The following is a 16,943-nucleotide window of genomic DNA, read 5'->3' as shown; positions in this document are numbered from 1 at the left end:
GCATGTCTGGCCAGTCGCTGCTCGTCCCAGGGGAGCTGTCTCCCATCCGTTCCGTGCCCGGTAACATCCGCCGGCCCGAGTACGTCGGCAAGCCCGCGCCGACGCCGTACACCGGGCCGGAGGTGCAGACGCCGGAGACGATCGAGGCGATGCGGATCGCGGGCCGGATCGCGGCGCGGGCCATGGAGGAGGCCGCGAAGCTGATCGCGCCCGGCGTCACCACGGACGAACTGGACCGGGTGGCGCACGAGTACATGTGCGACCACGGGGCCTATCCCTCCACGCTGGGCTACCGCGGGTTCCCGAAGTCCCTGTGCACCTCGGTCAACGAGGTGATCTGCCACGGCATCCCGGACTCCACGGTGCTGCACGACGGCGACATCGTGAACCTGGACGTGACGGCGTACATCGGCGGGGTGCACGGCGACAACAACGCCACCTATCTGGTCGGGGACGTCGACGAGGAGTCCCGGCTGCTCGTGGAGCGGACGCGGGAGGCGCTGAACCGGGCGATCAAGGCCGTCCGGCCGGGCCGGCAGATCAATGTCATCGGCCGGGTCATCGAGTCGTACGCCAAGCGCTTCGGGTACGGCGTGGTGCGGGACTTCACCGGGCACGGCATCAACTCGTCGTTCCACTCGGGTCTGATCGTCCCGCACTACGACAGCCCGCACGCGACGACCGTGATGCAGCCGGGGATGACGTTCACGATCGAGCCGATGCTGACCCTCGGTACGCACGAGTACGACATGTGGGACGACGGCTGGACGGTCGTGACGAAGGACCGTAAGCGGACCGCCCAGTTCGAGCACACGCTGGTGGTGACGGACACCGGCGCGGAGATCCTCACGCTGCCGTGACGTCGTCCCTCGGCCCCGCGGCGTTGGCCGCGCTGAACACGGCGGTGCTGCGGGCACTGGGCGAGGAGTTCCCGCTGTCGGCGTGCGCGGCGGCGCGCCCCGGAAACGCCCGAGGGACGGGCGCCCCGGGAGGCGCCCGTCCCTCACGAGTCGCCGCGGACTCAGAAGTCGCCGCGGCGCCCGGCGCCCTGTTCAGCGCTCCAGGACGACCCTGCCGCCGATCTCCACCCAGCCGTCGGGCTGGGGGGCCGTGAGGATCTGGGAACCGGCGCCCTGGGTGATGTTGAGGGCGCGGCCGAGGTGGTCCGTGAGCAGCAGAGCCGCCGCTCCGGTCGCCTCGTCCTCGGTGATGCCGTCGTCGCGGCCGGGGAAGGCGCGGGCGCGCACCCGGCCTGCGGGCTCGTCCTCCCACGCCCAGGCGTAGATCCATTCCCCCGGCGGCGGCACGGGCAGGGCGTCGACCTCGGCGGCCGTCGCGTACCGGCGCAGGGTGCGCGGCGGCGCCCACTCGGCGCGGGCCTCGATCCAGCAGAACTCCCCGTCCTGCCGGGCGCCGACCACCCCGGCGGGCGTGACGAGTTCGGGCACGTCGAGCAGCCAGGCGCTGCCCACGCAGGGGTGGCCGGCGAACGGCAGCCGCAGGGTGGGCGTGTAGATGTCGATCAGGCCGCGCTCGGGGTCGTCGACGAACACGGTCTCGCTGAGGCCGAGCCGGCCCGCGAAGGCCTGCCGTTCGGCCGGATCGGGCATCCGGGAGCCGTCGCGGACGACGCCCAGCTCGTTGCCGTAGCCGCCGTTCGGCGCACAGAAGACGCGCAGCACGTCGTAGTCGGTCACCGGGGCATTGAAGCATCGGGGGCCGTGTGCGCCGTCGGCGCATCGGTGCGCCCGGTGTGCCACGACCGGCGGGGCGCCCTCGGCCGTGGGTGCGCTGGGGCCACTGTCACAGGTCCTGACCGACGGACGGGAAACCCTTGAACGTCCCTTTACTATTCTTTGGCGTTCCATTTGAGTCACCGTGATCAAGTCGCACCCTTACAGCGTCCATGAGAGCTGAATCACGGCATGCGGGTACGCCGTGCAGGTAAGCCTCGGTTAAGTTAGGCGAGCCTCACCAACCTCGTGAGGCCCGACACGACGTTTTTCAGCCACCGCCGGGAGCCCCGCATGCGAGCCGCCAGACTGACCGTCACCGCCGCCGTCGCCACCGCGGCGGCTCTGGCCGCCGTCACCGGCTGCACCCAGAAGAGCAAGGCCGAGGGCGGCGACGGTGCGATCCAGGTGACCGCGACGGACGACAAGTGCGAGGTCTCCAAGAAGGAGGTCCCCGCCGGACACGTCGAGCTCTCCATCGAGAACAAGGGCACCAAGGTCACCGAGGTCTACGTCCTCTTCCCGGACGACCGCGTCGTCAGCGAGCGCGAGAACATCGGCCCCGGCACCAAGCAGAAGGTCACCGCCGAGGTGAAGGCCGGCGAGTACCGGATCGCCTGCAAGCCCGGCATGAAGGGCAAGGGCATCCGCCAGACCCTCAAGGTGACCGGCGGCGCCACCGCCGCCCGGCGCGACCCGCGCCTGGACCAGGCCGTCGCCGCCTACCGCACCTATGTGCAGGAGCAGGCCGACGAGACGCTGCCCAAGGCCGAGGCGTTCGTGAAGGCCGTCCAGGCCGGGGACGTGCAGGCGGCGAAGAAGGCGTACGCGCCCTCCCGCCTGGGCTGGGAGCGCACCGAGCCGGTCGCCGAGTCCTTCGGCGACATCGACCCCAAGGTCGACGTCCGCGAGGACGGCCTCGAGGCGGGCCAGAAGTGGACCGGCTGGCACCGCCTGGAGAAGGCGCTGTGGCAGGACGGGAAGATCGGCGCCGAGGAGAAGACCCTCGCCGGCCTGCTGGTCACCGACCTGAAGGACTGGCAGAAGCGGGTCGGCACCGCCGAGATCACCCCGACCTCCATGGCCAACGGCGCCAAGGAGCTCCTCGACGAGGTCGCCACCGGCAAGGTCACCGGCGAGGAGGAGCGCTACTCGCACACCGACCTGGTCGACTTCAAGGGCAACGTCGAGGGCGCGCAGAAGTCCTACGAACTGCTCAAGCCGGTCGCGCAGGCGAACGACAAGGCGCTCACCGCCGAACTGGACAAGCAGTTCGCCGCGCTGAACACGCTGCTGGACAAGTACCGCGCCGACAAGCAGTCGTACGACTTCACCTCCTACGACAAGGTCGGCGCCGGCGACCGCAAGCAGCTCTCGGACGCGGTCAACGCGCTGGCCGAGCCGCTGTCCAAGCTCGCCGCCGCCGTCGCGAAGTGACCGAAGGACGAATCGATGACGGACACACAGGCCTCTGAGACGACCGGCGCCAAGGCGCCCAGCAGGCGCGCGCTGATCGGCTGGGGCGGGGCCGGGCTGGCGCTCGGCGCCGCGGTCGCCGGCGGCGCGGTCGCGGTCACCCGCACCGGCGACGACATGGACCCGGCCGCCGCCGACGCGGGCGGCGCCGTCGAATTCCACGGCGCCCACCAGGCCGGCATCGCCACACCCGTGCAGGACCGGCTGCACTTCGCAGCGTTCGACGTCACCACGTCCGACCGCGCCGCGTTCGTGCAGATGCTGAAGGACTGGACCGAGGCGGCGCGGCGGATGACGGCCGGCAAGGCGGTCGGCGAGGGCGCCTACGGCGGGCTCGCCGAGGCTCCGCCGGACGACACCGGCGAGGCGCTCGGCCTCAAGCCGTCCCGGCTCACCCTCACCATCGGCTTCGGCCCGTCGCTGTTCGACAAGTTCGGCCTGAAGGACAAGCGGCCCGAGGCCCTGGTCGACCTGCCCAAGTTCCCCGGCGACAACCTGGACAGGACCCGCAGCGGCGGCGACCTGTGCATCCAGGCCTGCGCCGACGACCCGCAGGTCGCCGTGCACGCCATCCGCAACCTCGCCCGCATCGGCTTCGGCAAGGTGGCCATCCGCTGGTCCCAGCTCGGCTTCGGCAAGACGTCGTCGACGACACCGGGCGCGCAGACCCCGCGCAACCTCTTCGGCTTCAAGGACGGCACCCGCAACATCGCGGCGACGGAGAGCGATCGCCTGAAGAAGTTCGTGTGGGTCGGCGAGGGCGACGGCACCGACTGGATGACCGGCGGGTCGTACCTGGTCGCCCGGCGCATCCGGATGAACATCGAGACCTGGGACCGCACCTCGCTGCAGGAGCAGGAGGACGTCTTCGGCCGCGACAAGCGAGAGGGCGCCGCCGTGGGCAAAGCCAAGGAGCACGACGAGCCGTTCCTGAAGGCGATGAAGCCGACCGCGCACGTGCGGCTCGCGCACCCCGACTCCAACAACGGGGCGACGATCCTGCGCCGCGGCTACTCCTTCACCGACGGCACCGACGGCCTCGGCCGGCTGGAGGCCGGTCTGTTCTTCCTGGCCTACCAGCGCGACGTGCGCAAGGGATTCATCCCGCTCCAGCGCAACCTCTCGCGCATGGACGCGCTCAACGAGTACACCCAGCACGTGGGTTCGGCGATCTTCGCGATCCCGCCGGGAGTCAAGGACGCCGGCGACTGGTGGGGCCGCACGCTGTTCTCCAAGGAGGCGTAGTTCGATGTTCAGCAACTACCTGATCGGGCTGCGCGAGGGCCTCGAGGCCAGCCTCGTGGTCTGCATCCTCATCGCCTACCTGGTCAAGACCGGGCGGCGGGACGCGATCCGGCCCATCTGGATCGGCATCGGCATCGCGGTGGCCATCGCCCTCGGCTTCGGCTGCGTCCTCGAATTCGGCTCGCAGGAGCTGACGTTCCAGGCGCAGGAAGCACTCGGCGGCTCGCTGTCCGTCGTCGCGGTGGTCCTGGTGACGTGGATGGTGTTCTGGATGCGGCGCACCGCGCGGCATCTGAAGTCCGAACTGCACGGCAAGCTGGACGCGGCCCTGAAGATGGGCACCGGCGCGCTGGTCGCGACCGCGTTCCTCGCCGTCGGCCGCGAGGGCCTGGAGACCGCGCTGTTCGTGTGGGCGTCCGTGCACGCCGCCTCCGACGGCACCCCGCGCCCGCTGATCGGCGTCGCGCTGGGCCTGGCCACGGCCGTGTTCCTGGGCTGGCTGTTCTACCGGGGCGCGCTGAAGATCAACCTGGCGAAGTTCTTCACCTGGACCGGCGCCATGCTGGTCGTCGTCGCGGCCGGTGTGCTGGCGTACGGCTTCCACGATCTGCAGGAGGCCGACTGGCTGCCGGGGCTGAACAACCTGGCCTTCGACATCAGCTCCACCATCCCGCCGGACAGCTGGTACGGCACGCTGCTCAAGGGCGTGTTCAACTTCCAGCCCGACCCGACGGTCCTCCAGGTCACGGTGTGGCTGCTGTACCTGATCCCGACGCTCGCCGTCTTCTTCGCCCCGGTAGGGTTCGCCTCCGGGAAGGGGAAGGTGAAGCAGCCCAATGACACGGGAGACAAGGGTTCCCAGCCGTCGACGGCTTCGCAGGCGTGAGCGCGCCGCGCTGGCGACGGCCTCACTGACCGCGCTGGCGCTGACCGCGAGCGGGTGCGTGGTGGTGCACGGGGAGCGCGAGGTGCTCCCCGCCACCACACGGGCCGAGGCCGCGCAGGCGCTGACGCAGTTCACGACCGCGTACAACAAGGCAGACAAGGCCTACGACGCCTCCCTGGACGCCGACTTCACCACGGGGGCCTTCGGCGACATCGACGCCGCGCGGCTCAAGGCGCGGCACGCCAACAGTCCGCAGGGCAACTCCGCGCACACGCCGCTGGTGCTGTCGGACGTGACGTACACGATCCCGAAGAAGGCGGGCTGGCCCCGGTGGTTCGTGGCTCAGGCGCGGGGGAACCGGGCGGAGAAGCTGCGGTGGCTGCTGGTGTTTTTGCGGCACGATCCGGACGAGCCGTGGCAGGTGGCGTTCCTGACGCTGGCCAAGCCGGGCAGTGTGCCGCGGTTCAAAACGGACGCGGACGGGTTCGCGGAGGCGGTGGACGCCGACGCCGCGGATCTGGCGGCCACGCCGGCGTCGTTGAGCCGGCGCTACACGACGTACCTCAAGAGCGGTGGCGACGGCTTCGCGGACGGGCCGCACACGAGTGTGTGGCGGGCGGCGCGGAAGAAGCAGGCGCGGCGGCCGGGGCTGGCGAACCAGTACATCGACACGCCGCTGACCCGCGGGGACTACGCACCGCTCGCGCTGCGCACGGCGGACGGGGGTGCGCTGGTGTTCTTCACCACGCGGCACTACCAGAAGCAGACGGCTGCGCCGGGGGCGACGGTGCCGAACCCTGGCGCGGATGTGCTGGCGTTGACGTCCGGGGAGATCAAGCAGTCACTGATGATGGAGTTCGTGTCGAACGAGGTCGCGCTCGATCCGGCGAAGTCCTCCGGACGGTCCGAGGTGAGTGTGCTGGGGCGGACTCAGGGGATGACGTCGGCACAGGGTAGTTAGAGCGGGTCGCCTGCGGGCGGCTCGGGCGGGGTTCTGCGCGGGTCTCGTTGTGGTTGCTCGCGCCGTGCCCCGCGCCCCTGAACGCCTGCGGCGTTCCCCCTCGCCCCCCGGATGCCGGAGGCCTCAGTGGCGCAGGGGCCAGGGGGCCGGGTCCTGGCCCGTGTAACGGGCGCAGGCGTCCGTGAGGGTTTCCAGGAGTGTCAGGGGGTCGGGGAGCGGGTGTTCGGGGCCGCGGAGCCAGTGGACCGACTCGCCGTCGTCTCCGGGGAGGCGGGCGGGGGGTACGAGGACGTAGGAGCCCCGGCAGTGCCAGCGCAGGCCGGGGTGTTCGTCCATGGTCTCGGGGTGGCAGTCCAGCTCGCACGGCCACCACTCGTCCTCGTCCTCGGGCGTGCCCCGGGTGAGGGTGAAGAACAGCATGCGGCCGTCGTCGCTCTGCGCGACCGGGCCGACGTCCACGCCCTGCGACTGGAGGCGCTCCAGGGCCTCGCGGCCGGCCTGGAGGGGGACGTCGAGGACGTCGTGGACCATGCCGGTAGCCGTGATGAAGTTGGCCTGCGGCTCGTGGCGGGCCCAGCGTTCGATCTGGGAGCGGTCGGTGGTGGACTGCGTCTGCCAGGCGAACGAGATCGGGTGCCGGGCCGGGGTGGGGCAGCCCACGCGGTCGCAGGAGCAGCGGTAGCCGGGCGCCGGGTGCGCGGCGGGCGCGAGCGGTAGTCCGGCTCCGGCCGCGGCGAGCAGCAGGGCCTCACGGCCGTCGGCGTCGGCGGCCTGTTCCGGTCCGCGTCCCCGCAGCCATTGGGTGAGTTTGCCCCTCAGGCTCATCGGACCGCCGAACTCCGCGCTCATCTATCCCCTCGCCTCGCTGTGGTGCCGCCAGCATGCCCTATGGTCGCACCATCCGGTGCATCGGGGGGCCGGTGCGGACATCCCGGGTACCGGGGACGAGACGTACCGCACACGCTCAGCGCGGGGCGAGGCCGTACAAGGCGTAGTCGACCAGGGCGTCGGTGTAGGCGTGCGAGATCGGGCCGGTGCGCTGCAGCCAGCGCTGGGCGAGGGGTGAGACGAAGAGTTCCAGGGCGATGCGCGGGTCGATGTCGGGGCGGACGTGGCCGGTGGACTGTGCGGTGCGCAGGCGGTCGACGTAGAGCTGGAGCTGGGGTTCGAGGAGCTCCGTGATGAACTGCCTGCCGACCTGTTCGTTGACCACGCCCTCGGCGGTCAGGGCGCGGGCGGGTGCCTCGAAGCCGGGGTCGAGCAGTTCGTCGACGGTGGCGCGCAGCACGGCCTTGAGGTCGGCTGCGAGGTCGCCGGTGTCGGGGATGGCGTAGGGCTCCTGGCCGGCGGTTTCGGCCGTCCGGTGGGTGAGGTCCAAGAACGCCTCCAGCAGGACGTCGGCCTTCGACGACCACCAGCGGTAGATGGTCTGCTTGCCGACGCCGGCGCGGGCGGCGATCCCCTCGATGGTGGTCTTGGGGTAGCCGGCCTCGGCGACGAGCGCGAGTGCGGCGTCGTAGATCGCGCGCCGGGACTTCTCGCTGCGGCGGCTGGTGTCGGGGGTGGGCTTCCTGGTGGCCATGGGCGCAACTTATCAGGTTGACAAGACGGCGCGTCTCGCTGAAGCTGGAAGCGTCCATTGCGAGACGGTACGTATCGTCTCTTGTGTTGGCCGGGAGGAGATCGTCATGGCGCGAGGTGGAGCAGGGAGCATGCTGGGCGTCGGCGGCACGCGGAAGAACCTCGGGCGCGCGGCGCTGCGCGGCGGTGGCCGTGGGGGCCGGACCGCGGGCGCCGCGGACCCGCAGGCTCAGAAACGGGAGCTGCTGCGCAGGCTCCAGGAGAAACGCGGGTAGTGCCGCTGCGCGGCTACTCCACCGGCGGTGGCCAGGGGTCGCCCCAGTCGGCGTCCCTGGCCGCCTTGTAGAGGTCGCCGTGCCGCTTGGTGACCGTCGTGCGGCGCAGCTGCTCGTCGCTCTCGCACAGGTCCAGCAGGACCTGGCCCTTGCGGATCTGCGGTCGGCGTACGACCCGGGAGGGCGCCGGGGTGACGGGGATGCGGGTGGCGGCGACGTACGCGAACTTCTCGTCCTCGTACGGCAGGGAGCCGCCCTTGACCTGGCGGTGCAGGGAGGAGCGGCTGACCCGCGCCGAGAAGTGGCACCAGTCGGTGCCGGGCACGATGGGGCAGGCGGCGCTGTGCGGGCAGGGCGCGGCGATGTGGAAGCCGGCGGCGACGAGGCGGTCGCGGGCCTCGATGACGCGGGCGTAGCCGTCGGGGGTGCCGGGCTCGACGATGACGACGGCCTGGGCGGCCGAGGCCGCCGCGTCGACGAGGGCGGCCCGGTCGGCTGCCGTCAGCTCGTTGAGGACGTAGGAGACGGTGACCAGGTCGGTGGGGTCCAGGGTGAGGGCGGCGCCGATGCGGGCGCGCTGCCAGCGGGCCTCGCGCAGCGCGGGGTGCCCGGCGGCCAGCTCCCTGCCGAGGGCGAGTGCGGGCTCGGCCCAGTCCAGCACGGTGACGCGGCGCTCGCCGGACCAGGTCGCGGCGGCGGCCCAGGTCGCGGCCCCGGTCCCGCCGCCGACATCGGTGTGGCTGCCCGGCGTCCAGTCCGCGGCGGCCTCGGCGAACGCCTCCAGCGCCGCGTGCACCGCCTCGAACGTGGCGGGCATCCGGTACGCGGCGTACGCCGCCACGTCCGCGCGGTCGCGCAGGATCGGCGCGTCGGTCGGGGTGGCCCCGCGGTAGTGGGCGATCAGCCGCTCCACGGCCTGCGCGGCCTGCTTGGGCGGCAGCCCGTCGAGCAGGTGCGCCAGGCTGCTGCGCAGGGCTTCGGCCGGGGAGGAGGAGGCGGGGGCGTTCACCCCGGAATTCTCTCAGGTCCCGGCGGGTCCCTTTCCCGCCCGCACCGACCGTGCCAGGCGCGTGGCCGCCGCCGCTCTCGGGCGGCTGTCCGGGGGGCGGCGGCGGGGGTGGACCGTGGTGGCCAGCAGGATCAGGAAGGTGTCCGTGGCCGGGTCCAGGACCAGGGACGTTCCGGTGAAGCCGGTGTGGCCCGCCGCGCCGCGGCCGGCCAGGGCGCCCATGAACCACGGCTGGTCGACGGCGAAGCCGAGCCCGGGCGGGGTCAGCAGCAGCTCCACGAAGTCGGGGCCGAGGATGCGGGCGGGGCCGTAGGAGCCGCCGGCGAGCAGGGTGCGGCAGAAGACGGCCAGGTCGTGGCCGGTGGAGAAGAGACCGGCGTGGCCGGCCACCCCGCCCAGCGCCCAGGCGTTCTCGTCGTGCACGACCCCGCGCAGCAGGCCCCGGTCCGCCTTGGCCCACGGGCGGCGCTGGTCCTCGGTGGCCGCGGCGCCGGGGCACGGGCCGAAGGCGGTCGCCGTCATGCCCAGCGGGCGGGTGATGCCGTCCCGGACGAGGACGTCGAGGGTGCGGCCGGTCAGCCGTTCCAGCAGGTGCTGCAGGAGCAGCATGTTCAGGTCCGAGTACACGTGGCAGCCGGGCTGTGTCGTCGGTGCCTCGGCACGCAGCAGACCCAGGCGTTCCGCGTCGTCCGCGCAGTCGTACAGCGGCAGCTCCGGGCGCAGGCCGGAGGTGTGCGTGAGCAGCTGCCGTACCGTGATGCCGTGGTCGGCGGCCGCCCGGAAGTCGGGCAGGTAGGCGCCGACCTTCGCGTCGATGCCGAGGGTGCCGCGCTCGATCTGCTGCACGGCCGCGACCGCGGTGAAGAGTTTGGTGAGGGAGGCCAGGTCGAAGGGGGTGTCCACGGTCATCGGCACCCGGTCCGGCTCGGGCAGCTCGACGCCGTTGTCCGTCCCGGGGTCGTAGGCGGCGTACCGCAGGGCCCAGCCCGCCGCCTCCTCCACGGCGACGACCGGCCCGCGCCCGGCGACCACGACCGCGCCCGCCGCCCAGGGCCGCCGGCCGGCCGTGAGGGCGCGCACGTCGGTGACCAGGCGGCGCAGCTCCTCGGGGTCGAGGCAGGCCTTCTCCGGGGTGTCCCTGCGCAGTCTCGGCGCGCTCAGTTCCCTGCTCCCTCTGCATCCGCACGTGTGTTCCAGGGACGGCACATTCCCACGAAGCAGGCCATCGCCACCACCGCGCCCGCCAGTTGGACGACGGCCATGGGGACGGCCGTGTGCTCACCGGCGATCCCGACGAGCGGGGAGGCGACGGCGCCGACGAGGAAGGAGGACGTGCCGAGCAGCGCGGAGGCCGAGCCGGCGGAGTGCCGGGTGCGCAGCAGGGCCAGGGACTGCGTGTTGGGCATCGTCACGCCCATCGCGGACATCAGCACGAACAGGGCGGCCGCGACCGGCGCGAGCCCCACCTCGCCGAACGCGCCCGTCGCCATCAGCAGCAGCGCGGCAGCGGCGAGGACGACGACCGTGAGCCCGGCGGCCAGGACCTTCTCCAGGGCGACCCGGCCCACCAGCACCTTGCCGTTGAGCTGACCGACGGCGACCAGGCCGACGGAGTTCAGCCCGAACAGCAGGCTGAAGGTCTGCGGGGAGGCGCCGTAGATCTCCTGGATGACGAACGGCGAGGCCGAGATGTACGCGAACAGCGCGGCGAAGGCGAAGCCGCCGGCCAGCATGTAGCCGGTGAAGGGCAGGTCGGCCAGCAGGGCGCGCATCGAGCGCAGCGCCTCGGTGACGCCGCCGCCGTGGCGGTCCCCCGGCTCGAGGGTTTCCGGCAGCCGCGTGCAGACCAGGGCGCCGAGCAGGACGCCGACCACGGTGAGGACGACGAACACACCCCGCCAGTCCGTCACGCGCAGGATCTGCCCGCCGATGAGCGGCGCGACGATCGGGGCGACGCCGGAGATCAGCATGAGGGTGGAGAAGAAGCGGGCCATGGCGACACCGTCGTACAGATCGCGCACGACCGCCCGGGCGATGACGATGCCGGCCGCGCCCGCGAGGCCCTGCGCCAGCCGGAAGGCGACCAGCGTCTCCACGTTCGGCGCGAGCGCGCACAGGGCGGTGGCGACGACGTAGACGGCGAGGCCGATGAGCAGGGGCCGGCGGCGGCCCCACTTGTCGCTCATCGGGCCGACGACGAGCTGGCCCAGCGCCATGCCGGCCAGGCAGGCGGTGAGGGTGAGCTGCACGGTGGCGGCGGGCGCGTGCAGGGACCGGGTCACCGCCGGCAGCGACGGCAGGTACATGTCCATCGCGAGCGGTGGGGTGGCGGTCAGGCCGCCCAGGACGAGGGTGACGAGCCATCCGGTACGGCGGTGCGCCGCGCGGGCGGCGGCCTCGGCGGCGGTGCCGGTGCCGGCCGCACCGCCGACCGCACGGCCGGCCGTGGCGGCGGTCTCGGTGGCGGCCGGAGGCGCGGCCTCGGGTATGTGGGCCCCTCCCTCGGGCATGCGGCCCTCCCTTTCGAACTCCCTCGGCGACGGAACGGCACCTATGCTCTCAGCTCGGAACGACTGCTTGAAGACGCAACAGAGGGTGGGGCGGGTATGACGGCGGACGGCGTCCGGTGGGGCATCCTCGCGACCGGCGGGATCGCGGCCGCGTTCACGGCGGACCTGGTGGATCTGCCGGACGCGCGGGTGGTGGCGGTGGCCTCGCGGTCCGAGGAGTCGGCGACGGCGTTCGCGGAACGCTTCGGGATCGAGCGGGCCTACGGCGACTGGCGCGCGCTCGCCGAGGACGCCGAGGTGGATGTGGTGTACGTGGCCACCCCGCACGCCGCGCACCGGGCGGCGGCCGGGCTGCTCCTGCGGGCCGGGCGGAACGTGCTGTGCGAGAAGCCGTTCACACTGAACCTGCGCGAGGCCGGGGAGTTGGTCGCGCTGGCCCGCGAGCACGGGCGCTTCCTGATGGAAGCCATGTGGATGTACTGCAACCCGCTGGTGCGGCGGCTGAAGGCCCTCGTCGACGACGGGGCCGTCGGGGACGTGCGCACGGTGCAGGCCGACTTCGGGCTCGCCGGGCCCTTCCCGCCCGCCCACCGGCTGCGCGACCCCCGGCAGGGCGGCGGCGCGCTGCTCGACCTCGGCGTCTACCCGGTCTCCTTCGCCCAGCTGCTGCTCGGCGAGCCGTCCGACGTCACGGCCCGCGCGGTCCTCTCCCCCGAGGGCGTCGATCTGCAGACGGGAGCCCTGCTGTCCTTCGACTCCGGCGCGCTGGCGTCGGTGCACTGCTCCATCGTGGGCGGTACGGCCGTCACCGCGTCGGTGACCGGATCGGCCGGCCGGATCGACATCCCGAACGGCTTCTTCCACCCCGACCGCTTCGTGCTGCACCGAGACGGCAAGGAGCCCGAGGAGTTCGCCGCCGACCCGGCGGACGGTCCGCGCACCAGCTTCCGGCACGAGGCGAAGGAGGTCATGCGGGCGCTTCGGGCCGGTGAGACCGAGTCGCCGCTGGTGCCGCTGGACGGCACGCTCGCGGTGATGCGGACGCTCGACGCGATCCGGGAGCGTGTCGGTGTGCGTTATCCGAGCGAGACGGGCGAGCCGGGGGGCCTCACGGGCGAGGCCGCACTCACCTCGGTGTGAGCGCCGGTGCGCCTGCCCGGGTGACGGCTCTCCCGCACACGGTGTTCGTATGGCGGAAGGCTGGTTCCGGAGTGTGGACCGTTGTCTACGCTTCGGGACCATGAACGCTGAACGAAACACCGAACAGCGCGGCGTCGCGGTGGTGACCGGCGCCGGGTCCGGGATCGGGCGCGCGGTCGCCGTCGAGCTGATGCGCGGGGGGTGGGCGGTGGCCCTGGCCGGGCGCCGGGAGTCTCCTTTGCAGGAGACCGGGGCACTGGTGCCCGGCGGTGACCGGCTCGCCGTGCGGACGGACGTGACGGAGCCGGAGTCCGTGGCCGCCCTGTTCGCCGCGACCGTGGAGCGGTTCGGGCGGGTGGACCTGCTGTTCAACAACGCCGGCACGTTCGGCCCCGGTGGGGTGCCGGTGGAGGAACTGCCGTACGACGCCTGGCGGCACGTGGTGGACACCAACCTCAACGGGGCGTTCCTGTGTGCGCAGGCGGCGTACCGGCAGATGAAGGAGCAGACGCCGCAGGGCGGCCGGATCATCAACAACGGGTCGATCTCCGCGCACGCGCCGCGGCCGCACTCGGCGCCGTACACCGCGACGAAGCACGCGCTGACGGGGCTGACGAAGGCGCTGTCACTGGACGGGCGGCCGTACCGGATCGCGGTGGGGCAGATCGACATCGGCAACGCGGCGACCGACATGACGGCCCGTATGCAGACGGGTGTGCTGCAGGCGAACGGGGCGGTGGTCGCGGAGCCGGTGATGGACGTGGCCGATGTGGCGCGCACGGTGCGGCACATGGCGGAGTTGCCGCTGGAGGCGAATGTGCAGTTCGCGACGGTGTTGGCCACGACGATGCCGTATGTGGGGCGGGGTTGAGAGGCGCCGGGGCGTCAGGTGTGTGACGGGCACAAGTGGAATTCGAAGGTCCGTGGCATTGCGGCCGACGGGGGCCCTGTGTTCAACTTTCCTCCATCGGACCTTCACAGTTGGAGCACAACAACTCCACCGTAGGGCCGCAAGCCATGGTGAGGGGGGGAGACGGCAGCCGTCCCACGGCACCGGGGGGGTGCGTCCTGCGGGGCGCGCGACGGTGCGGGTGGGGCGGCTGCCGTTTTTGTCTGCGGGGGCCTGTTGCCTGCGGCGGCCCGTTGCTCTTCTCAGCGTGGGAGTGTCCAGGCCGGTACCCAGGTTCCGGGGGCCGAGTGGGCGGCGGCTGTCGTGGTCAGGTGGGTATGAAGGGTGGGCATCGCCGGGTGGGGGTTGTCGCGGTGCCAGAGGAGTGAGTGCGGGTAGACCGGGGTCGGTTCCGTGACCGGGATGCGTCGCAGGCCGTGGCCGGCGGGCCAGATGAGGCGGGTGTGCTCGCCCATGAAGGTGGCCAGCGCCGGGGTGTCGGCGATGGTGTCCAGGAGCGCGTCGGAGCCGAAGTTGGGGCCGGTCGCCTCGATGGTGAGGCCGAACTCGGCGACGAGATCGTCGTAGTAGGCGGCCCACTCCGTGCCGGGGACGATGCCGGGCATCCAGATCCGGTGCCCGGCGAGCTGGGCGAGGGTCACCGAGCGGGCGCCCGCCAGCGCGTGGTGGGGGCCGGTGAGCAGCTGGAGCGGTTCGTCGATCACCCGCACGGACTCGATGTCCTCCGGGAGGGGCCGGCCGGGCGCGGCGACGGCGCGGAAGGACGCGTCGACCGTGCCGGAGCGGATGGCGGCGACGGCCGTCTCGATGTCGAGCAGCATCACCACGTCGAGGTCGATGTCGGGGTGCGCGCGGTGGAACCCGCGCATCAGGCCCGAGGCCGCGCCGCGCGAGTTGATCACATCGACGCGCAGGGGCCTGCGGCCGGTACGCACGGAGGTGACCGCGCGCTCGGCGACGCGCAGCAGCTCACGCGCGTGGGGCAGGAACGCCTGCCCGTCGATGGTCGGCGCCGCGCCGCGCGGGGTGCGGGTGAACAGCCGTACGCCGAGGTCGCGCTCCAGCGCCGCGATGCGTTTGGAGACGGCCTGCTGGGTGATCGACAGGTCGGCGGCGGCCTTCTGGAACTGGCCCGCTTCCGCGACGGCGACGAAGGTACGGACGGCTTCGAGATCCACGCCGGGTCACCTTAGTGAACAACGGACGGTTGTGGCTGGACGGCAGGGCGGTTGTTTGACCTCGTGCGGTGCCGCTCGTTTAGCTCTCAGCGGGCAACGTTCGCTTGTCGGGGCGGGAGCATGGTGGGCAGAAGACGGTTGGGCCGGCAGTTCGGTTGGCTGTGGGCGGCCTACGCGGTGAGCGCCTACGGGTCCGGGCTGGGGTTCGGGGCGTTCCCGCTGATCGCCGTCATGGTGCTGCACGCCGGTCCGGCCGAGGTGTCCGCGCTGTCCGCGGTGGGGCCCGCCGTGGGCGCGCTGATCGCGGTGCCGCTCGCGCCGTGGGTGGACTTCCGGCGCAAGCGGCCGGTCATGATCGCGATGGACCTGATCCGGTTCGCGGTCATGGCGACGATCCCGGTCGCCTACGCCTTCGGTGTGCTCGGTTTCGTGCAGCTGCTCGTGATCTCGGCCGTGGTCGCCGCGGCCAGGATCGCCTTCAACGCGGCGAGCGGCGCCTGCCTCAAGGCCCTGATCCCGCCGGACGACCTGCTCGTGGCCAACGCGCGGCTGGAGTCCACCAACTGGAGCTCCATCGCGGTCGGGCCGCCGCTCGGCGGGGCGGCGATCGGGCTGTTCGGGCCGGCCACCACCGTGGTGGCCGATGCGCTCAGCTACCTGCTCTCCGCGCTCGGCATCACCGCAGTGCGCGGCCGGGAGGAAGCGCCGGGAACAGCCGGCGGGAGTCCGCTCCGGGCAGGCGCGCTGCTCGACGGCTGGCGGCACATCATGGGGCATCCCGGGTTGCGGGCGCTGTACCTGAACAACATGCTCGTCGCCGGACTGATCATGGCCACCGAGCCGCTGCTGGCCGTGCTCCTGCTGCGCCGGCTCGGCTTCCCGCCCTGGCAGTACGGCCTCGCCTTCGCCGCCCCCTGTCTCGGCGGGCTGATCGGCTCCCGGCTGGCCCGCCGGGTCGTGGCCCGCCACGGCCGGCAGTGGGTCTTCCGGACCGTCGGCACCCTGCGCGCCGTGTGGCTGATCGGCCTGGCCTTCGTCCGCCCCGGCGTCGTCGGCCTCCTCACCGTGATCGCCGTCGAGCTGGCGATCATCGTCAACATGAGCCTGTACACCCCGGTGCTCGCCACCTACCGGCTCGAGCAGACGCCCCGGCATCTCGTCGCCCGCACCCTGTCGGCCTGGTCGATCGGCCAGCAGGCGGCCATCGCCGTGTGCACCGCGCTCGGCGGGCTGCTCGCCGACGTCACGAGCCCACGCACCGCTCTCACGGTCGCGGGAGCGCTCATCCTGACCACCCCGCTCCTGCTCCCCCGGCACGACCTGACGTCGCACCAGGGGGAACCGCTGCCCGAGCCCACCCCCCGCTGACCCGCGTACCCGAACGGACGCGGGCGCAGGTGGGGCGGGGCGCTGCGTGGCACCGTGGGAGGGGGGCCGTTTCTCGTGGGCTCAGGGAGTGACCGTGACGACGTTCGATCGACGTGATCTGGGGCTGTTGCTGCTTCGTCTGGGGACCGGCGGGGTGCTGGCCGCGCACGGGGCGCAGAAGCTGTTCGGCTGGTTCGGCGGGCACGGGCTGGAGGGCACCGGGCAGTTCATGGAGTCCGTCGGCTACCGGCCCGGCAAGGCCAGCGCGATGGCGGCCGGGCTGGCCGAGAGCGGCGGCGGGGTGCTGCTGGCGCTGGGGCTCGCCACGCCGGCCGCCGGGGCGGCCGCGGCCGGGGCGATGGCCGGGGCGGCCGCGGTGCACGCGCCCAACGGCTTCTTCAACCAGGGCGGGGGGTACGAGTACGCCGCCTCGCTGGGCCTGACCGCCGCCGGGCTCGCCGTCACCGGACCCGGCCGGCTCTCCGTCGACGCGGTGCTCGGGCACAGCGTGAACCGGGGCTGGATGGTGCCGGCCGCCTTCGCGACCGCCGCCGCGGGCACCGCCGCCGTCATCGGCGCCCGCGTGAAGCAGCTGCGCCGGCAGCGGGAGGGCGAGCAGGAGGCGCTGTTCGAGGGCGAGTAGGCCGACTGGCGTCGGAGTGGCGTATACC

General features: G+C 72.6%; 17 protein-coding genes. 10 read left to right on the top strand and 7 right to left on the bottom strand.

The window, feature by feature from the left end; translation table 11 throughout:
• Positions 1–2 precede the first annotated feature (2 nt).
• Entirely contained in the window at positions 3–860 is an 858-nt protein-coding gene (gene map, locus AB0J12_RS29805; protein WP_363267623.1) for a type I methionyl aminopeptidase, read from the top strand.
• A gap of 192 nt (positions 861–1,052) precedes the next feature.
• On the opposite strand, the gene AB0J12_RS29800 is transcribed toward map, so the two are convergent.
• Positions 1,053–1,697, bottom strand: coding sequence for a PhzF family phenazine biosynthesis protein (locus AB0J12_RS29800; protein WP_363267622.1), 645 nt, complete (start codon positions 1,695–1,697; stop codon positions 1,053–1,055).
• Between the two features lie 330 nt (positions 1,698–2,027).
• Here AB0J12_RS29800 and efeO point away from each other — a divergent pair, with 330 nt between their 5' ends.
• The 4 genes from efeO to AB0J12_RS29780 are packed head-to-tail and all read left to right on the top strand — an operon-like array spanning position 2,028 to position 6,301.
• On the top strand, positions 2,028–3,170 hold the full coding sequence (efeO, locus tag AB0J12_RS29795; protein ID WP_363267621.1) for an iron uptake system protein EfeO: 1,143 nt from the start codon (positions 2,028–2,030) through the stop codon (positions 3,168–3,170).
• A gap of 15 nt (positions 3,171–3,185) precedes the next feature.
• Complete coding sequence (gene efeB / locus AB0J12_RS29790; RefSeq protein WP_363267619.1) at positions 3,186–4,454, top strand: iron uptake transporter deferrochelatase/peroxidase subunit; 1,269 nt, start codon at positions 3,186–3,188, stop codon at positions 4,452–4,454.
• A 4-nt stretch (positions 4,455–4,458) separates the two neighbouring features.
• Positions 4,459–5,340: an iron uptake transporter permease EfeU gene (efeU, locus tag AB0J12_RS29785; protein ID WP_363267618.1), complete on the top strand. Its 882-nt coding sequence runs from the start codon at positions 4,459–4,461 to the stop codon at positions 5,338–5,340.
• A complete protein-coding gene (locus AB0J12_RS29780; protein WP_363267617.1) occupies positions 5,291–6,301 on the top strand; it encodes a hypothetical protein in 1,011 nt (336 codons plus the stop codon). The genes efeU and AB0J12_RS29780 overlap by 50 nt, the downstream gene beginning before the upstream one ends.
• Before the next feature lie 123 nt (positions 6,302–6,424).
• Here the strand turns inward: AB0J12_RS29780 and AB0J12_RS29775 are convergent, their stop codons facing one another.
• Together AB0J12_RS29775 and AB0J12_RS29770 are read right to left on the bottom strand one after the other, a co-directional pair.
• Entirely contained in the window at positions 6,425–7,150 is a 726-nt protein-coding gene (locus tag AB0J12_RS29775; protein ID WP_363267616.1) for a bifunctional DNA primase/polymerase, read from the bottom strand.
• A 115-nt stretch (positions 7,151–7,265) separates the two neighbouring features.
• Positions 7,266–7,883 (bottom strand): TetR/AcrR family transcriptional regulator, encoded by a 618-nt coding sequence (locus AB0J12_RS29770; protein ID WP_363267615.1) that lies wholly within the window; start codon positions 7,881–7,883, stop codon positions 7,266–7,268.
• A 106-nt stretch (positions 7,884–7,989) separates the two neighbouring features.
• Here AB0J12_RS29770 and AB0J12_RS29765 point away from each other — a divergent pair, with 106 nt between their 5' ends.
• On the top strand, positions 7,990–8,157 hold the full coding sequence (locus AB0J12_RS29765) for a DUF6243 family protein (RefSeq protein ID WP_363267614.1): 168 nt from the start codon (positions 7,990–7,992) through the stop codon (positions 8,155–8,157).
• Positions 8,158–8,170: 13 nt separating this feature from the next.
• Here the strand turns inward: AB0J12_RS29765 and AB0J12_RS29760 are convergent, their stop codons facing one another.
• Genes AB0J12_RS29760 through AB0J12_RS29750 form a run of 3 tightly spaced genes read right to left on the bottom strand, consistent with a single transcriptional unit; the run spans position 8,171 to position 11,676 of the window.
• A complete protein-coding gene (locus AB0J12_RS29760; RefSeq protein WP_363267613.1) occupies positions 8,171–9,166 on the bottom strand; it encodes a small ribosomal subunit Rsm22 family protein in 996 nt (331 codons plus the stop codon).
• Between the two features lie 12 nt (positions 9,167–9,178).
• On the bottom strand, positions 9,179–10,372 hold the full coding sequence (locus AB0J12_RS29755; protein ID WP_363267612.1) for a serine hydrolase domain-containing protein: 1,194 nt from the start codon (positions 10,370–10,372) through the stop codon (positions 9,179–9,181).
• A complete protein-coding gene (locus AB0J12_RS29750; RefSeq protein ID WP_363267611.1) occupies positions 10,324–11,676 on the bottom strand; it encodes a multidrug effflux MFS transporter in 1,353 nt (450 codons plus the stop codon). The genes AB0J12_RS29755 and AB0J12_RS29750 overlap by 49 nt, the downstream gene beginning before the upstream one ends.
• Positions 11,677–11,772: 96 nt before the next feature.
• Here AB0J12_RS29750 and AB0J12_RS29745 point away from each other — a divergent pair, with 96 nt between their 5' ends.
• Both AB0J12_RS29745 and AB0J12_RS29740 read left to right on the top strand, forming a co-directional pair.
• Positions 11,773–12,816 (top strand): Gfo/Idh/MocA family oxidoreductase, encoded by a 1,044-nt coding sequence (locus AB0J12_RS29745; RefSeq protein ID WP_363267610.1) that lies wholly within the window; start codon positions 11,773–11,775, stop codon positions 12,814–12,816.
• 100 nt (positions 12,817–12,916) lie between these two features.
• Positions 12,917–13,687 carry an SDR family oxidoreductase gene (locus AB0J12_RS29740; protein ID WP_363267609.1) on the top strand — a complete coding sequence of 257 codons (771 nt, stop codon included), beginning with the start codon at positions 12,917–12,919 and terminating at the stop codon, positions 13,685–13,687.
• A gap of 281 nt (positions 13,688–13,968) precedes the next feature.
• On the opposite strand, the gene AB0J12_RS29735 is transcribed toward AB0J12_RS29740, so the two are convergent.
• On the bottom strand, positions 13,969–14,904 hold the full coding sequence (locus tag AB0J12_RS29735; protein ID WP_363267608.1) for a LysR family transcriptional regulator: 936 nt from the start codon (positions 14,902–14,904) through the stop codon (positions 13,969–13,971).
• A 120-nt stretch (positions 14,905–15,024) separates the two neighbouring features.
• Here AB0J12_RS29735 and AB0J12_RS29730 point away from each other — a divergent pair, with 120 nt between their 5' ends.
• Positions 15,025–16,272 carry an MFS transporter gene (locus AB0J12_RS29730; protein WP_363267606.1) on the top strand — a complete coding sequence of 416 codons (1,248 nt, stop codon included), beginning with the start codon at positions 15,025–15,027 and terminating at the stop codon, positions 16,270–16,272.
• 94 nt (positions 16,273–16,366) lie between these two features.
• Positions 16,367–16,915 carry a DoxX family protein gene (locus AB0J12_RS29725; protein ID WP_363267605.1) on the top strand — a complete coding sequence of 183 codons (549 nt, stop codon included), beginning with the start codon at positions 16,367–16,369 and terminating at the stop codon, positions 16,913–16,915.
• The last annotated feature ends 28 nt before the right edge of the window (positions 16,916–16,943 follow it).

Origin of the sequence: Streptomyces sp. NPDC049915, from assembly GCF_040656475.1 — a bacterium.
In the GTDB taxonomy this organism is placed as follows: Bacteria; Actinomycetota; Actinomycetes; order Streptomycetales; family Streptomycetaceae; genus Streptomyces.
Note: the sequence above shows the minus strand (reverse complement) of the source record. Positions and strands in the feature narration are given on the sequence as shown.

Coding starts and splice junctions, on each gene's coding strand:
- map (WP_363267623.1), top strand. CDS start 3: ATGTCTGGCCAGTCGCTGCTCGTCCCAGGGGAGCTGTCTCCCATCCGT.
- efeO (WP_363267621.1), top strand. CDS start 2,028: ATGCGAGCCGCCAGACTGACCGTCACCGCCGCCGTCGCCACCGCGGCG.
- efeB (WP_363267619.1), top strand. CDS start 3,186: ATGACGGACACACAGGCCTCTGAGACGACCGGCGCCAAGGCGCCCAGC.
- efeU (WP_363267618.1), top strand. CDS start 4,459: ATGTTCAGCAACTACCTGATCGGGCTGCGCGAGGGCCTCGAGGCCAGC.
- AB0J12_RS29780 (WP_363267617.1), top strand. CDS start 5,291: ATGACACGGGAGACAAGGGTTCCCAGCCGTCGACGGCTTCGCAGGCGT.
- AB0J12_RS29775 (WP_363267616.1), bottom strand. CDS start 7,150: ATGAGCGCGGAGTTCGGCGGTCCGATGAGCCTGAGGGGCAAACTCACC.
- AB0J12_RS29770 (WP_363267615.1), bottom strand. CDS start 7,883: ATGGCCACCAGGAAGCCCACCCCCGACACCAGCCGCCGCAGCGAGAAG.
- AB0J12_RS29765 (WP_363267614.1), top strand. CDS start 7,990: ATGGCGCGAGGTGGAGCAGGGAGCATGCTGGGCGTCGGCGGCACGCGG.
- AB0J12_RS29750 (WP_363267611.1), bottom strand. CDS start 11,676: ATGCCCGAGGGAGGGGCCCACATACCCGAGGCCGCGCCTCCGGCCGCC.
- AB0J12_RS29745 (WP_363267610.1), top strand. CDS start 11,773: ATGACGGCGGACGGCGTCCGGTGGGGCATCCTCGCGACCGGCGGGATC.
- AB0J12_RS29740 (WP_363267609.1), top strand. CDS start 12,917: ATGAACGCTGAACGAAACACCGAACAGCGCGGCGTCGCGGTGGTGACC.
- AB0J12_RS29730 (WP_363267606.1), top strand. CDS start 15,025: ATGGTGGGCAGAAGACGGTTGGGCCGGCAGTTCGGTTGGCTGTGGGCG.